The organism is Clostridium sp. ATCC BAA-442, from assembly GCF_964239415.1.
GTDB classification, from domain to species: domain Bacteria; phylum Bacillota; class Clostridia; order Oscillospirales; family Oscillospiraceae; genus Flavonifractor; species Flavonifractor plautii.
The window spans coordinates 74,809-88,832 of record NZ_CAXSQB010000007.1 but is presented as its reverse complement, the minus strand read 5'-3'; the positions used below and the strand labels follow the sequence as shown (position 1 = coordinate 88,832).

At 63.1% G+C, this 14,024-nt stretch carries 13 protein-coding genes; 11 read left to right on the top strand and 2 right to left on the bottom strand.

Translation table 11 applies throughout. The features are described from left to right. Positions 1–50: 50 nt before the first annotated feature. The gene (deoD, locus tag ACESY8_RS05080) at positions 51–773 is read right to left on the bottom strand and encodes a purine-nucleoside phosphorylase (RefSeq protein WP_021630797.1); all 723 of its coding nucleotides are present in this window, start codon (positions 771–773) and stop codon (positions 51–53) included. A gap of 180 nt (positions 774–953) precedes the next feature. Between deoD and ACESY8_RS05075 the strand changes: the two genes are divergently transcribed. The 9 genes from ACESY8_RS05075 to ACESY8_RS05035 all read left to right on the top strand — a co-directional run bounded on the left by ACESY8_RS05075 (position 954) and on the right by ACESY8_RS05035 (position 9,220). Continuing rightward, the gene (locus ACESY8_RS05075; protein WP_055179860.1) at positions 954–2,708 is read left to right on the top strand and encodes an ABC transporter ATP-binding protein; all 1,755 of its coding nucleotides are present in this window, start codon (positions 954–956) and stop codon (positions 2,706–2,708) included. Positions 2,709–2,967: 259 nt separating this feature from the next. Then, on the top strand, positions 2,968–3,300 hold the full coding sequence (locus ACESY8_RS05070; RefSeq protein ID WP_009257270.1) for a hypothetical protein: 333 nt from the start codon (positions 2,968–2,970) through the stop codon (positions 3,298–3,300). Positions 3,301–3,493: 193 nt separating this feature from the next. Then, positions 3,494–3,706: a FeoA family protein gene (locus tag ACESY8_RS05065; protein WP_009257271.1), complete on the top strand. Its 213-nt coding sequence runs from the start codon at positions 3,494–3,496 to the stop codon at positions 3,704–3,706. A 16-nt stretch (positions 3,707–3,722) separates the two neighbouring features. Then, entirely contained in the window at positions 3,723–3,944 is a 222-nt protein-coding gene (locus tag ACESY8_RS05060; RefSeq protein ID WP_007489904.1) for a FeoA family protein, read from the top strand. Positions 3,945–4,056: 112 nt separating this feature from the next. Then, on the top strand, positions 4,057–6,225 hold the full coding sequence (gene feoB / locus ACESY8_RS05055; RefSeq protein ID WP_054338836.1) for a ferrous iron transport protein B: 2,169 nt from the start codon (positions 4,057–4,059) through the stop codon (positions 6,223–6,225). Positions 6,226–6,234: 9 nt separating this feature from the next. After that, a complete protein-coding gene (locus tag ACESY8_RS05050) occupies positions 6,235–6,444 on the top strand; it encodes a hypothetical protein (protein ID WP_054338837.1) in 210 nt (69 codons plus the stop codon). 13 nt (positions 6,445–6,457) lie between these two features. Then, the gene (locus tag ACESY8_RS05045) at positions 6,458–6,844 is read left to right on the top strand and encodes a metal-dependent transcriptional regulator (protein WP_007489899.1); all 387 of its coding nucleotides are present in this window, start codon (positions 6,458–6,460) and stop codon (positions 6,842–6,844) included. Continuing rightward, positions 6,841–7,080, top strand: a complete 240-nt coding sequence (locus tag ACESY8_RS05040) for a hypothetical protein (RefSeq protein ID WP_021630801.1) — start codon at positions 6,841–6,843, stop codon at positions 7,078–7,080. The genes ACESY8_RS05045 and ACESY8_RS05040 overlap by 4 nt, the downstream gene beginning before the upstream one ends. Before the next feature lie 7 nt (positions 7,081–7,087). Beyond that, positions 7,088–9,220 carry a heavy metal translocating P-type ATPase gene (locus ACESY8_RS05035; protein ID WP_498794653.1) on the top strand — a complete coding sequence of 711 codons (2,133 nt, stop codon included), beginning with the start codon at positions 7,088–7,090 and terminating at the stop codon, positions 9,218–9,220. A 150-nt stretch (positions 9,221–9,370) separates the two neighbouring features. Here ACESY8_RS05035 and ACESY8_RS05030 read toward each other — a convergent pair whose 3' ends face one another. After that, positions 9,371–9,565, bottom strand: a complete 195-nt coding sequence (locus ACESY8_RS05030) for a hypothetical protein (protein WP_007489896.1) — start codon at positions 9,563–9,565, stop codon at positions 9,371–9,373. Between the two features lie 353 nt (positions 9,566–9,918). Between ACESY8_RS05030 and ACESY8_RS05025 the strand changes: the two genes are divergently transcribed. After that, entirely contained in the window at positions 9,919–11,394 is a 1,476-nt protein-coding gene (locus tag ACESY8_RS05025; RefSeq protein WP_054338838.1) for an HAD family hydrolase, read from the top strand. Positions 11,395–11,588: 194 nt separating this feature from the next. Further along, positions 11,589–13,994: an S-layer homology domain-containing protein gene (locus tag ACESY8_RS05020; RefSeq protein ID WP_226916315.1), complete on the top strand. Its 2,406-nt coding sequence runs from the start codon at positions 11,589–11,591 to the stop codon at positions 13,992–13,994. Positions 13,995–14,024 lie beyond the last annotated feature (30 nt).

Sequence of the window (14,024 nt, the reverse complement as noted above, 5' to 3'; positions counted from 1 at the left end):
CCCCCCCCCCCCCCCCCCCCCCCCCCCCCCCCCCCCCCCCCCCCCCCCGTTCACGCGCGCCGGGCGGCCATGTCCACGGCCACCTCCAGGGCGAGGGTGATCATCTGGGTGAAGGAGGTCTGGCGCTCGGTGGTGGAGAGGGCCTCGCCGGTCAGCAGGTTGTCCGAAACGGTGCAGACGGCCAGAGCCCGCTTGCCGGCCTCCGCCGCGTTGCAGTAAAGGGCCGCGCTCTCCATCTCTACGGCCAGCACGCCCAGCCGGCCCCAGGCCAGAGTATCCTCCGTCCGGCGGTAAAAGACATCGGAGCTGAGCAGGTTGCCCACGGCGGTCTCCACGCCCAGGCGGTGGGCCGCCGACACGGCGCTCTCCAGCAGCGTAAAGTCCGCGATGGGAGAGAAGGTGCCGTCCAGCCCGTACTGCCTGGGGTAGTTGGAGTCGGTGCAGGCGGCCTGGCCGAGCACCACATCCCGCAGCTTCAGCCGGGGAGAGATCGAGCCCACGCTGCCCACGCGGATGATGTTGTCCACGTCGTAGGTGTGAAACAGCTCGTAAGAGTAGATGCCCATGGAGGGCATGCCCATGCCTGAGGCCATGACGGACACAGGCGTGTCCCGGTAGGTACCGGTATAGCCCTGTACGCCCCGGACATTGTTGACCAGTTTGGCGCCGTCGAGAAAATGCTCCGCGATGAATTTGGCCCGCAGTGGGTCTCCGGGCATCAGTACGGTCTTTGCAAACGCCCCCTGGGCGGCCTCATTGTGTGGTGTACCCATCGTTCTTCCCCCTTATTTCTGGTGGTTCTATTATAAGCGGCCTAGCCCTTCTTTGCAAGGCGGAGGAGGAAGCTCGGTTGACATTGGGGCGGGATATCATTAAAATAAGAGGGCCATGCCGGCGGCGCGGCGCACGGCTCGACCGGATATGACAATCGACCTGCAGAGAGGAGTCGTCAAATGAAGCAAAAGAGGTGGAAAACGGACGGATATCTGAGGATATTCGCCTCTTATTACCGGCCCCACTGGAAGCTGTTTGCACTGGATATGGTGTGTGCCCTGTGCATCTGCCTGGTGGACCTGGCCTTCCCCATCGTCTCCCGCTTTTCCATGCAGACGCTGCTACCCGGACAGATGTTCACGGCGTTTTTCGTGGTAATGGCGGTGCTGGCCGGGGCTTACGTGCTCAAGGGGTGCTTTTACTATATCATCACCTACTGGGGGCATCTGCTGGGGGTACGGATGGAGGCCGACATACGGCGGGATCTGTTCTCCCACATGCAGGATCTGTCCTTTTCCTTCTATGACAAAAACCGCACCGGCCAGCTCATGAGCCGGGTCACCGGCGACCTGTTTGAGATCACCGAGCTGGCCCACCACGGCCCGGAGGATCTGTTCATCTCCTCCATCACCATCCTGGGGGCCTTCTGCGTCATGCTCACCATCCGGTGGGAGCTGGCCCTGATCGTATTTGCGGTAATCCCCCTGTTCATCCTGTTCACCACCCTGTGCCGCAAGCGGATGATGCGGGCCTCCACTGAGGTGAAGGCCAAGCTGGCGGGCATTAACGGGGAGGTTGAGTCCTCCATCTCCGGCATGCGTACCGCCAAGGCCTTCGCCAACGAGGCGGCGGAGAGCGCCAAATTCGACCAGGCCAACGACCAGTTCCGGGGGGCCAAGCGGGGCTACTACCGGGCCATGGCCTTCTATCAGTCGGGTATGGAGTTCTTCATGGGCATCCTGTCCGTGGTTGTCATCGCCTTCGGCGGATTCCTGCTCATGCGGGGGCGGATGGATCTCATCGACTTGACCACCTTCTTCCTCTACATCTCCACCTTCATCACCCCCATCCGCAAGCTCTCCGCCTTCGTGGAGCAGTTTATGCAGGGCATGGCGGGCTTCAAGCGGTTTGTGGCCCTGATGCGGGTGGAGCCCGACATCCAGGACGAGCCGGACGCCCAGGAGCTCACCGACGTGAAGGGGGACATCCGGGTGGAGGACGTGACCTTCCGGTATGAGCCCTCCGATCCGCCGGTGCTGGAGCACGTCACCCTCCACGTCCGGCCCGGCGAGACTGTGGCGGTGGTGGGCCCCTCCGGCGGCGGCAAGTCCACCCTGTGCCAGCTCATCCCCCGGTTCTACGATGTCACCGGGGGCCGGGTGCTGGTGGACGGAAAGGACGTGCGCACCCTCACCCAGCACTCCCTGCGGGCCAATATCGGGATCGTCCAGCAGGATGTCTTTCTCTTTGCCGGCACCATCTACGACAACATCCGCTACGGCCGGCCTGACGCCACCGAGGCCGAGATCGTGGAGGCCGCCAAGCGGGCGGAGATCTACGACGACATCCTGGACATGCCCGACGGCTTCCAGACCCAGGTGGGCGAGCGGGGCGCCATGCTCTCCGGCGGCCAGAAGCAGCGGGTGTCCATTGCCCGCATTTTCCTGAAAAATCCGCCCGTCCTTATTCTGGACGAGGCCACCTCCGCCCTGGACTCGGTCACCGAGGCCCGCATCCAGTCCGCCTTTGACGAGCTGGCAAAGGGCCGCACCACCCTCATCATCGCCCACCGCCTGTCCACCATCCGCTCTGCCAGCCGTATTCTCGTCATTGACGGCAACGGCATTCAGGAGGAGGGGACCCATGAGGAGCTTATGGCCAAGGGCGGAGAATACGCACAGTTATATCTTGCACAGAAATCGGTATCTGTATAGCACAACCTCCCCAAAACGGGACGGCCCTGGCGGGCTGTCCCGTTTTTTGTGCTGCCGTACATAAATGGGGCTTGCAAAAATCGAACAAATGTTGTATACTAAAATCGAACGAAAGTTCTATCTAACCCATTGAATTTTTTCGACCCAGCCCGTCTATACAGACGGAGCGCGGGCCCGGGCCGGCCCGGTCCGGTCTATGGGACAGAACATGGAGTAAAATCGGTCTGTCAACTGGAAAACCGATGCAGGAGGGAACGACATGGAGACCATCTATTACAGTCTGGATGCCAAACGACTCACTGTCTGCGGAGAAGCCGCGGGCCGCAGGGCCAGCGGCGGGCAGGAGACGGTCTGCTATGCCTTTGTCCCCCGGCCCCGCCGCCCGGTGATGCCTGCGGGCGGGAAGGTGGTGGATTTCACCGCCTACCGGCAGGCCGCCCACCCGGAGGAGTATGCCCCGCGGGAGGAGGTGCCCGGCCGGCCCCGGCCGGTCCGGCGGCGGCGCACGCTGGCGCTGACCGTGGATCTGGCGGCCACTGGCGCGGTGGTTGTGCTGCTGGCGGCGGTGGTGCTGCGCTTTTTCGCGGGATAGAACCGAAAAATTGCCCCGGTGCGGCTCTGCGCACCGGGGCAATTTTGTGCAGAGGGAAAAATATGCAGAAGACTATTGACAAATTGAGTTAGCGGGTGTAAACTCAATTTGTTCTAGGCGGTTAGCATTAGCTAACCGCCTGATAAAAGAAAATTGGTTAGCAGAAGTTAACCTGTAAGGGAGAGAAGGCACGATGATGCCTCTGACGCTGGCAAAGCAGGGCGAGACGGTGACCATTCGGAAGATTACCGGGAAGGATGAGATCCGCCAGCACCTGGCCGAGCTTGGATTTGTGGTGGACGGAACGGTTACGGTGGTCAGCGAGCTGGGCGGCAACTTGATTGTGCAGGTCAAGGACAGCCGCATTGCTCTGGACAGGACTATGGCCAACCGGGTTATGATCTGAGGAGAGGAGACAGAACATGAAGACACTGCGGGATGCAAAGGTAGGAGACACTGTCACGGTGGTCAAGCTCCACGGTGAGGGGGCGGTCAAGCGCCGGATCATGGACATGGGGATCACCAAGGGCGTGGCGCTGCACGTGCGCAAGGTCGCCCCTCTGGGCGACCCCATGGAGCTGAACGTGCGCGGCTATGAGCTGAGCGTGCGCAAGGCCGATGCGGAGATGATCGAAATCGCCTAGGGGGAGCGCTTCCCCGGATACGGCCGCGCCGCCAAAGGCGGCACAGCGGAGCGGTACTGCATCTGTGAATTAGTTATATCAAACTCACGGAAAAGGAAGGGACTGAGAGATTATGGAGCTTAAGATCGCGCTGGCGGGGAACCCGAACTGCGGCAAGACGACGCTGTTTAACGCCCTGACCGGTTCAAACCAGTACGTGGGCAACTGGCCCGGCGTAACAGTGGAGAAAAAGGAAGGCAAGCTGAAGGGCCACAAGGAGGTGGTCATTCAGGACCTGCCCGGCATCTACTCGCTGTCTCCGTACACGCTGGAGGAAGTGGTGGCGCGGAGCTATCTGGTGGGTGAGAAGCCGGACGCGATTCTGAACATCGTGGACGGCACGAACATCGAGCGCAACCTGTACCTGACGACGCAGCTCATCGAGCTGGGGATTCCGGTGGTGGTTGCGGTCAACATGATCGACCTGGTGCGGAAGAACGGGGACAAGATCGACCTCGGCAGGCTGGGGGAGGCCCTGGGGTGCGAGGTGGTGAGCATGAGCGCGCTGAAGGGCGAGGGCGGCATGGCCGCGGCGGAGAAGGCCGTGGCGCTGGCCAAGTCCCACCGGGCGGGTGAGCTGCCCCACGTGTTCACGGGCAGCGTGGAGCACGCCATCGCCCACATCGAGGAGTCCATCGCGGGGCTGGTGGACGACCGCTACCTGCGTTGGTACGCCATCAAGGTGTTTGAGCGGGACGACAAGGTGATGGCCCAGCTGAAGCTGACGGGGGAGCTGAAGGCCCACCTGGAGGCCCACATCGCCGACTGCGAGAAGGAGCTGGACGACGACGCGGAGAGCATCATCACCAACCAGCGGTACGCGTACATCAACGGGGTTGTGAACAAGGCCGTGAAGAAGAAGGCGGCGGCCCACAGCCTGACCACCTCTGACAAGATTGACCGGATTGTGACCAACCGGATTCTGGCCCTGCCGATTTTCGCGGTGGTCATGTTTGCGGTGTACTATGTGGCCATCGGCACGGTGGGCGACTGGGTGACCGGTTGGACCAACGACGTGCTGTTCGGCGAGATTGTGCCGCCGGCGGTAAGCGGCTGGCTGGAGGGCATCGGCACCGCCCCCTGGCTGCAGGGGCTGATTGTGGACGGCATCATTGCCGGCGTGGGCGCGGTGCTGGGCTTCGTGCCCCAGATGCTGGTGCTGTTCCTGATGCTGTCCATCCTGGAGGATGTGGGCTACATGGCCCGCGTGGCGTTCATCATGGACCGTATCTTCCGCAAGTTCGGCCTGAGCGGCAAGAGCTTTATCCCCATGCTCATCGGCTCCGGCTGCGGCGTGCCCGGCGTCATGGCCTCCCGTACCATTGAGAACGAGCGCGACCGCCGGATGACGGTCATGACCACCTGCTTCGTGCCCTGCGGGGCCAAGATGCCCATCATCGGCCTGTTCGCCGGCGCCCTGTTCGGCGGCAGCGGCCTGGTGGCGGTGTCCGCCTACTTCATCGGCGTGGCGGCCATCATCTTTTCCGGCATCATCCTGAAAAAGACCAAGGCGTTTGCAGGCGACCCCGCCCCCTTCGTTATGGAGCTGCCCGCCTACCACGTGCCCTCTGTGGGCAACGTCCTGCGGGCCACTTGGGAGCGCGGCTGGTCCTTCATCAAGCGGGCCGGCACCATCATCCTGGCCTCCTCCATCATCCTCTGGTTCCTCCAGGGCTTCGGCTTTACCGAGGCGGGCTTCGGCATGGTGGAGGACAACAACACCTCCCTGCTGGCCTCCATCGGCGGCGCGGTGGCCTTTCTCTTTGCACCCCTGGGCTTCGGCACCTGGCAGGCCACCGTGGCCACCGTTACCGGCCTCATCGCCAAGGAGAACGTGGTGTCCACCTTCGGCGTGCTCTTCGGTCTGGGCGCCGATCTGACGGAGGAGGACCCCGGCCTGTTGGCCGCCGTGGGCACCCACTTCACCGCCCTGAGCGCTTACAGCTTTATGATCTTCAACCTGCTGTGCGCCCCCTGCTTTGCGGCTATGGGCGCCATCAAGCGGGAAATGAACAACGCCAGGTGGACCCTGGGCGCCATCGGCTATATGTGCGGCTTTGCCTATGTGGTCTCCCTCATCGTCTACCAGCTCGGCGGGCTTATCACCGGCGAGGTCTCCTTCGGCATCGGCACCATCGCCGCCGCTGCCGCCCTCGTCGGCCTGGTCTACCTCCTTGTCCGCAGAAACAAGTACGACGAGAACACCCTCTCCATTTCCGCCGTCGCCGCCGCGGCCAAGTAAGGAGCGCCTATGAATGCACCAACAATTATCATTGGCCTGATCATTCTGGCCGTGTTTGCGGCCATTGTGGGAAAGGGCATTTACAACCGCCGCCATGGCAAGAGCTCCTGCTCCTGCGGGGGCTCCTGCGGCGGAGGGTGCGGCCACTGCGCCTCGTCCGGGCTGTGCCACCCTGAGAAGCAACCGCCGACACGCCGGGGCGCGGCTGGCACCCCTTAGCAAGGAGTAAGAAATGGAGCTGACCAATACCAACGTACGCTATCTTTTGACCATCTACCACCTCTCGCAGGCCCGGCTGGAGGTGTCCTCCAAGGATATCGCCCAGACCCTGGACGTGTCCCGCGCCTCCGTCACCAGCATGATGTCCATTCTGACAGACAAGCGCCTGGTGACCAAGGAGCGGTACGGCAAGGTACACCTGACCGACGACGGCTGCCGGTGGGCCCGGGTGCTGGCCAGCCAGACGGACAAACTGGCCGAGACGCTGCAAAACCGGATGGAGCTGTCCTATGAGGAGGCGTGGAAGGCCGCCTGCGCGGCAGTCTCCGAGCTGCCCCGCCACTGTTTTGAGCCCATCCATGTTCCAGACAGACAGAGAAAGGAAGTTTTCCAATCATGAAGTGGTATCAGAATCCGAAGATCCTCTGCTTTGCCGGCGGCGTGGCCGCCGCCCTGGTGGGAGCCAAGGTTGCCAAGTCCCCCAAGACCCGTGAGCTCTGCGTGGCCGGCATGGCCAAGGGCATGAAGCTCCAGCAGGACGCCAGGGTGACCCTCCAGAACATGAAGGAGGACGCTCAGGATCTGTGTGCGGAGGCCAAGCAGAAGGCGGCCCAGGAGACCGCCGAAGAGGCGTAACGCAGCCATGAGATATCGCATCGCATACGACGAGCCCGGTCGCCTTCGGGTGCGCTTCGGCCCGGATGCGTTTACCCAGGAGCAGGGCTACGGCATTGCCGCCCTGCTCCTGGCCCGTCCGGGCGTGCGGGAGGCCGTCACCTGTGCGCTCAATGGCAGCGTGCTGGTGTGCTACGAGGGGGAGGGCCGGGCGGAGGCCCTGGCAGTACTCCGGGGGCTCCGGCGGGACGCCCTGCCGGTGGGGACCGCCGCCGACGATGACCAGCTCCGCCAGGTGGACAGCCAGTTTCTGGGCCGGCTCCTTTCCATGGCCGCCCGCCATTTCCTGAAAAAGTGGTTTCTTCCCTTCCCTGTCCGCTGCGCCGTGACTCTGTGGAACGCGGCGGGCTACTGGCGGGAGGGCCTGAGAAGCCTGGGCGGGGGGCGGCTGGACGTGGCCGTGCTGGATGCGGCCTCCATCGCCGGAGCCATCGCCCGGCGGGAGTGGTCCACCGCTGGCTCGGTCATGTTCCTGCTGGGCCTGTCCGCCCTGCTGGAGGACTACACCCGCAAGCGCACCCAGACCACCCTGACCCAGAGCCTGGCCATCCACGTGGACACCGTGTGGCGGGTGGCGGAGGACGGCTCCGAGGAGTCCATCCCCATGGGCCGCCTGGCTCTGGGGGAGCGTATCCGGGTGCGCTCCGGCGCCCTGATCCCGGTGGACGGCACTGTCACAGACGGCGACGCCATGGTGAATGAGGCGTCCATGACCGGCGAGCCCCTCCCCATCCACAAGCGCCAGGGCTCCACCGTCTACGCCGGCACCGTGCTGGAGGAGGGCAGTCTGGTCATCCAGGCCGCGGCCCTGGCCGGCGAGAGCCGGATTCAGCAGATCGTGGGCCTTATCGAGAATTCCGAGGCGCTGAAGGCCGGAGCCCAGAGCCGGGCCGAGCGGCTGGCCGACGCCATCGTGCCCTTCAGCTTTGCCGGGGCCCTGGCGGTGGGCCTGCTGACCCGGAATGTGACCCGGGCTCTGTCCGTACTGATGGTGGACTACTCCTGCGCCATCAAGCTGTCCACCCCCATCTCCATCATCTCCGCCATGCGGGAGGCCTCCGCCCGCCGTATTATGGTCAAGGGCGGCAAATACCTGGAGGCCTTTGCCGAGGCGGATACCATCGTATTCGACAAAACCGGCACCCTCACCGCCGCCTGCCCCCGGGTGGAGGAGGTTCTGGACTTCACCGGCCGGGGGGAGGACGAGCTGCTGCGGTGCGCGGCCTGCATCGAGGAGCACTTCCCCCACAGCATGGCCCGGGCCGTCACCCGCGCCGCCGAGGAGCGGGGCCTCAACCACGAGGAGCGCCACGCCGAGGTGGAGTATGTGGTGGCCCACGGCGTGGCCACCACCCTGGAGGGGGAGCGGGCCCTCATCGGCAGCCGCCACTTCATCTTCGAGGACGAGGGCGTTGCCTGTACCGACGAACAGGCTAGGCGGATCGCCGCGGCCGCCCGCGGCCGTTCGGTGCTCTATCTGGCCATCGGCGGCAGGCTGGCCGGCGTGCTGTTGATCAGCGATCCGCCCCGCCCCGAGGCCGCTGAGGCCATCGCCGCCCTGCGGGCGCTGGGGGTGCGCCGGGTGATCATGCTCACCGGCGACCAGGAGACCGCCGCCCGGGCGGTGTGTAAGCGGCTGGGCATCGACACGTTCCGCGCCCAGGTGCTCCCAGCCGACAAGGCCTCCCTGATCGAGGGCTACAAGGAGGGCGGCAGCAGGCTCATCATGGCGGGCGACGGGGTCAACGACTCCCCCGCCCTGGCCGCCGCGGATGTATCCGTGGCCATGAGGGATGCCTCCGACCTGGCCCGGGAGGTGGCGGATATTACCCTCCTCTCCTCCGATCTGCGGGAGCTGGCCGCCCTGCGCCGCCTCTCCCAGCGGATGCTGGAGCGCATTAACCGCAACTACAGGTCGATTTTGACCATCAACACCAGCCTGCTGGCGCTGGGGATTTTCGGCATACTGCCGCCGACCACCACGGCCCTGCTGCACAATGCCTCTACCATGGCCATCAGCGCCGCCAGCATGCGGCCCTATCTGCCCGCGCCCGGCGGGCGCGGGGCCCAGGGAAAGGAGCCTGGCAATGAAACAGCATAGATTCTGGGCTTGGGGCGCCGTGTTCTGTATGCTCATGTGCATCTACACCGGCAAGCGCCGCAAGTAAAGCAAGGCAGAGAAGGCCCCACCCCCCCGTCCGGCGGAGAGGGGCCTTTGCCGCCGCCGTGACAGGAGAGCGCGGGCATGCAGTCACCACGCCGGACGGCGGGACTGTCCGGCAGTGAGCTGGCGGAGGGATTGGGCGCACAGCGCGCCGTAGAACTTCAGATACTTCTTTTTTGCCTGGCGCTGGAGGCGCTGGCGCTCCTGAAAGGCCTTCCAGCAGGCGCAGCTCTTGTGGCAGCCGCTGTGGTAGGAGGGACATTGGCTCTGACAGGGAAGCATGGGGGTTCTCCTTTCTGCGGGGGCGGGAGGTACGGTTCCCGTCCATTGTAGGCCGGATCAGAGCCCAACTGCCACCATGGTGCTGTAAAAGGGAGGTAAATAATTGGAGTTTACCGCATTTGTAGAGCATGCTCACTAAAAATAATGACAAATAAGAGGATAAATATATACAATCTAAACAAAATAGAGTGGCTGAAATCGGGCAAAAGGCAGAATAATGTGAGCATGGTTGCAATTGGAAGATGCTCATGGTATCATGCAAAACACCTTGCGGGGTCGGGGCTCTGACCACTGGAGACTCCGCGCCGGAGGACTCCTGGTCGCAAGGAAAGAAAAAGAGGAGGAAACATGAAATGAAATCCCATAAGCCATCCAAACTGATCGCTCTGGGGCTCGCCCTCACCATGGGCCTGAGCATTCCCGCGGCGCTGGCAGCCAGTTCTCTGGTGCCCGCCTCCACCAAGGTCACGGTGGACGGTAAGGCGGCCGCTGTCGAGGGATACAATATTGACAACGGCAACAACTATTACAAGCTGCGCGATTTCGCCAGCGCGCTGGACGTGGGCCTGACCTGGGATAAGGCCACCGACACTGCGGCCATCGACACCGGCTCCCACTACAAGCCCGACGCCACCCAGCTCATCACCGGCAACTGGGCCCCCGCTACCCGCGCCCGCATCCAGGCCGTGATTGACGAGAACACCAACCAGGGCAAGTACGTGGTCTTTGACTTTGACAACACCTCCGTGATCTTCGACATTCAGGAGGCCCTGCTTATCTACCAGATTGAGAACCTGCAATTCAAGATCGACCCCGCCGACATGGAGGCCGTTCTGGAGACCGGCATTCCCGACCTGAACAAGTCCATGGGCACCAGCCTGGACGGCAAGAACATCACCCCCGCCACCCTGGTGGCCGACATCACCAGCGATTACGAGTGGATCTATGCCAACTACGAGGGCTTTGAGGGGGACAAGGACCTCAACTACATCCACGCGTCCAACCAGTACCAGGACTTCGCCGCCAAGCTGCGCTTCATGTACGGCAACCTGGGCGACTACTTTGATCACGCCGTCTCTTACCCCTGGGTTGGCTATCTGTTCACCGGCATGACCCCCGACGAGGTGCAGAAGCTGGCTGCCGCCTCCCACCAGTATTGGGCAGACTACGGCCGCTATGCCGAGGAAACCTGGACCTCTCCCGTGGAGCTGCCCGGCAAGACCGGCATTGTCTCGATTGACTTTATCACCGGCCTGACCTTCACCGACGAGCTGAAGGACCTGTATGCCACCCTCCAGACCAACGGCATCGACGTGTATATCGTTTCCGCCTCCCCCATCGACACCGTGCTGGCCGCCAATGAGACCATGGGCTACAACCTGCCCGAGGACCACGTCTACGCCATGCGCAACAAGCTGGGCGAGGACGGCCGCTACATCAACGAGTATAACTACGACTGGGGCGGCGAGGGCAAGTACGCCCAGACCCAGGGTGAGGGCAAGAGCACCATTATCACCAACTTCATCGCGCCCCAGTATGACAACGCCGGCCCCCTGATGGTCTTCGGCGACAGCTCCGGCGACTGGAACATGATGACCGACTGGATGGAGAGCGGCGACACCGAGCTGGGCGTCATCTTCAACCGTTACCGCAAGCCCGGCAGCGACCCCATCTGGCAGGGCTCCAACGAGGCCGCCCAGTCCATCGGCGATCCTGACGCCCGCTTTGTCCTCCAGGGCCGCGACGAGAACACCGGCGAACTGCGCCCCAGCGAGAAGTCCATCCTGCTGGGTGAGACCGACGAGGTGCTGGTCCGCCCCGCCGAGTAAGGCAGACATAAGCGCAATTTCATATACGGCGGCAGCCGGGAGTGGAGCCTGCGGGCTCCCTCCCGGCTGTTCTGATCAAACTTTAAGATTTTTTTAATGAAAACCGGGAACCTTGCTCTGGACATTTCGTCTGTAATGTTGGATAATGGAATATATAACCAAGAAAAAACCTGCATTGGAAGGAGAGAATGAACATGAAGCGAACCCATAGAGGGCTTGCCCGGCTGCTGTCCGCGGGTATGAGTCTGGCCCTTTTAACGAGCCTGGTACCCGGGGCCATGGCGGCGAGCCGAAATGTAGAATACGAGGTGGATGCGGATGAGGTTCTCTACTTGGAAAAGGAGGACTTCGATAAATTTGTGTATGACGAAACGTCACAGGGTACCGAGGTGGATGAGCTCTGGTTTACAAGCTTACCCTCGTCCAGTAAGGGTGTGCTATATTTTGACTATGACGGCCGAGACGAATATGAGGTCGAAAAGCGAGAGAGCTTTACCCGCAGAGACCTAGATGATCTCGCCTTTGTGCCAGATGAGGACTACGATGGTTCCGTAACGATCGGTTTTAGCGGTGAGTCCGACCAGGGTGAGAATTTTTCTGGTACACTTTATATTGAGGTCAATGGCACAGGGCGTTCATCCTCTGACGGCGAAGTGACCTATGAGGTGGATGTCAACGACGCCGTGGATCTGGACGTGGACGATTTTGACGACTATGCCTACGACGAGTCGGACGGCACCGAGGTCGATTACATCTTCTTCACCGACCTGCCCTCCTCCAGCAAGGGCACCCTCTACTACGACTATGGCTACTCCAGTGAACGCGAAGTAGAGAAGGACGAGGAGTTCGACCGGGACGAGATCGACGACCTGACCTTTGTGCCCAAGCGGAATTATGAGGGGACGGTTACCCTGTCCTTCGAGGGCCGGTCGGACGCCCGGGATAAGTTCTACGGCGACCTGGTCATCGAGGTGGGCGGCGGCCGGAGCAGCAGCGCCGCCAGGGGCGACGTGACGTACGATGTGGACGTCAACGACACGGTGGACTTCGACTATGACGACTTCGACGAGTTCGTCTACGACGAGACCAGCGGCACCGAGGTGGGACGGGTCTGGTTCACCGATCTGCCCTCCTCCCGGGAGGGCACCCTCTACCGGGACTATGACAAGCGGGATCAGGAGGAGATTGACGAGGACGAGGAAATCCGCCACGACGAGATCGACGACCTGACCTTCGTACCCAAGCGCAATTTTGAAGGGGCGGTCACCATCCCCTTTGAGGGCAGGGCGGACGACGGCGACAAGTTCGCCGGCGAGCTGGTCATTCGGGTGGGCGATGCCGGGGGCGCCGACATTACCGTGGAGCTCCAGGCCGGCAACGGTTCCACCGTCAACTTCCAGACGGACGCGTTCAACGAGGCCTGCGTGAAGGAGACCGGCGCCAATCTGAACTATGTGATCTTTGACTACGACTCCGGCCGCGGCGGCTATCTGTACTACCAGCACGGCGAGTCCGGCGAGTCTGAGGTGGGCTCCGGCCGTTATTACCGCGCCTCCTCTCCCCGGCTGGACCAGGTTTCCTTTGTCCCCGGCAGCGGCACCGGCAGCTCCGTGCGCATCCCCTTTGAGGGGGAGGCCACCAACGGCAAGTCCTTCTACGGCGAGGTCAAGCTGACCTATGTGACGCTGAGTGAGCCCACCATCATCACCTACACCTCCACCGGCCTGGCCGTGGACTTCAACGCCGCCGACTTTACCGCCGCCTGCGCGGCCCGGGGCGGCAAGGCCCTGACCTCCGTCCGGTTCCCCGCCCCCGACACCACCGGCGGGCAGCTCTACTACAACTTCCACACTCCCACCCAGTACCGCGGCGAGGTGGTTTCCACCGTGGACTACTCCGTGGGCGGCGTCTACCTGCTGGGCGAGGTCACCTTCCTGCCCAAGGCGGGTTACAGCGGCGTTGTAACCATCCCCTATGTGGGTACCGATGCCGACGGCATCGAGTATACCGGCACCGTTCAGGTGATGGTCACGCCCTCCGCCTCCTCCCGCTTCAGCGACATGGGCAGCTATAACAGTTGGGCGGGAGCCTCCGTGGAATTCCTGGCCGCCTACGGCATTACCACCGGTACGGGCGACGGCGCCACCTTCAGCCCCGCCTCCACCCTCACCCGCGGCGACTATATCCTGATGCTCTACCGCACCTTTGGCTTCAGCAGCACCGCCGCCGCGGGCAACTTTACTGACGTGGCCGCCGGCAGCTACTACGCCGAGGCCCTGGCCCATGCCAAGGCTCTGGGCATCGCCACCGCCGAGGCGGACGGGAGCTTCCGCCCCAACGACCCCGTCACCCGGCAGGACGCCATGGTGTTCCTCCTGCGGGCCATGCAGGCCGTCAACCGGTCTGTGCCCAACGCCTATGACAGCTACCTGAGCCGCTTTCCGGATGGGGCCTCCGTGGCGGACTACGCCCGCACGGCCATGGCCGCCATGGCCCAGGCCGGCGTGATCCAGGGCAACGAGCAGGGCAAGCTCAACCCCACCGGAACCCTGAACCGGGCGGAGATGGCCGTCATTCTCCACCGCGCCCTCACCCTGTAACCCAGCTCCCAAGCCGGGGGCGCCCAGCGG